Origin of the sequence: Micromonospora sp. DT4, from assembly GCF_049841675.1 — a bacterium.
In the GTDB taxonomy this organism is placed as follows: Bacteria; Actinomycetota; Actinomycetes; order Mycobacteriales; family Micromonosporaceae; genus Micromonospora.
The window spans coordinates 1-298 of sequence record NZ_JBNCKT010000460.1 but is presented as its reverse complement, the minus strand read 5'-3'; the positions used below and the strand labels follow the sequence as shown (position 1 = coordinate 298).

Genomic DNA, 298 nt, shown 5'->3' with positions numbered 1-298 from the left:
CACATCGACGACGACTTCCTCGACGACGGCTTCCTCTACGACGAGCACGACTCGCTCTCCGGCGACGAGGAAGCCGACTCGCTCTTTGGCGACGAGGAAGCCGACTCGCTCTCCGGCGACCCACGATCACCATCGATCACACCTGGCGACCAACTGCCGCGGCTAGCGCCACCCACCGCCGGACCCGCCACCACAACCCACCACCTACCCCCCATACCCCCCACCACCTCAACCCGACCCCCACACGCCAGCGACACACCACCTCACCAGCACCCACCCTCCACGTCCACCAGCAAAG

1 pseudogene is annotated in these 298 nt (G+C 66.8%); it reads left to right on the top strand.

Going from position 1 to position 298, the window contains the following annotated elements:
• Positions 1 to 298 (top strand): annotated as a pseudogene (locus ACLQ24_RS30535) (hypothetical protein); the annotation flags it as partial.